Genomic DNA, 316 nt, shown 5'->3' with positions numbered 1-316 from the left:
GCGGGACCCAGGTTGTGCAGCGTGTTCAGCATGCGGAAGTTGTTCTTGGTGACCAGCGTGCGGCCGTCGAGCGCCATGCCACCCAGGCATTCGGTGACCCAGGTCGGGTCGCCCGAGAAGAGTTGGTCGTATTCGGGGGTGCGCAGGAAGCGCACCAGCCGCAGCTTGATGACGAACTGGTCGATCAACTCCTGCGCCTCGGCCTCGGTCAGCACGCCCTCCTTGAGGTCGCGCTCGATGTAGACGTCGAGGAAGCTGGAGACGCGGCCGATGGACATGGCGGCGCCGTTGGCCTCCTTGACCGCCGCCAGATAGG

Annotated in this window: 1 protein-coding gene; it reads right to left on the bottom strand. The window is 65.5% G+C overall.

Going from position 1 to position 316, the window contains the following annotated elements; all coding sequences use genetic code 11:
* On the bottom strand, nucleotides 1-316 hold a 316-nt coding region (locus tag EJ913_RS31375; protein ID WP_280531412.1), incomplete at both ends, for a pyruvate formate lyase family protein.

This window comes from Azospirillum doebereinerae (assembly GCF_003989665.1).
Taxonomy (GTDB): Bacteria; Pseudomonadota; Alphaproteobacteria; order Azospirillales; family Azospirillaceae; genus Azospirillum; species Azospirillum doebereinerae.
Note: the sequence above shows the minus strand (reverse complement) of the source record. Positions and strands in the feature narration are given on the sequence as shown.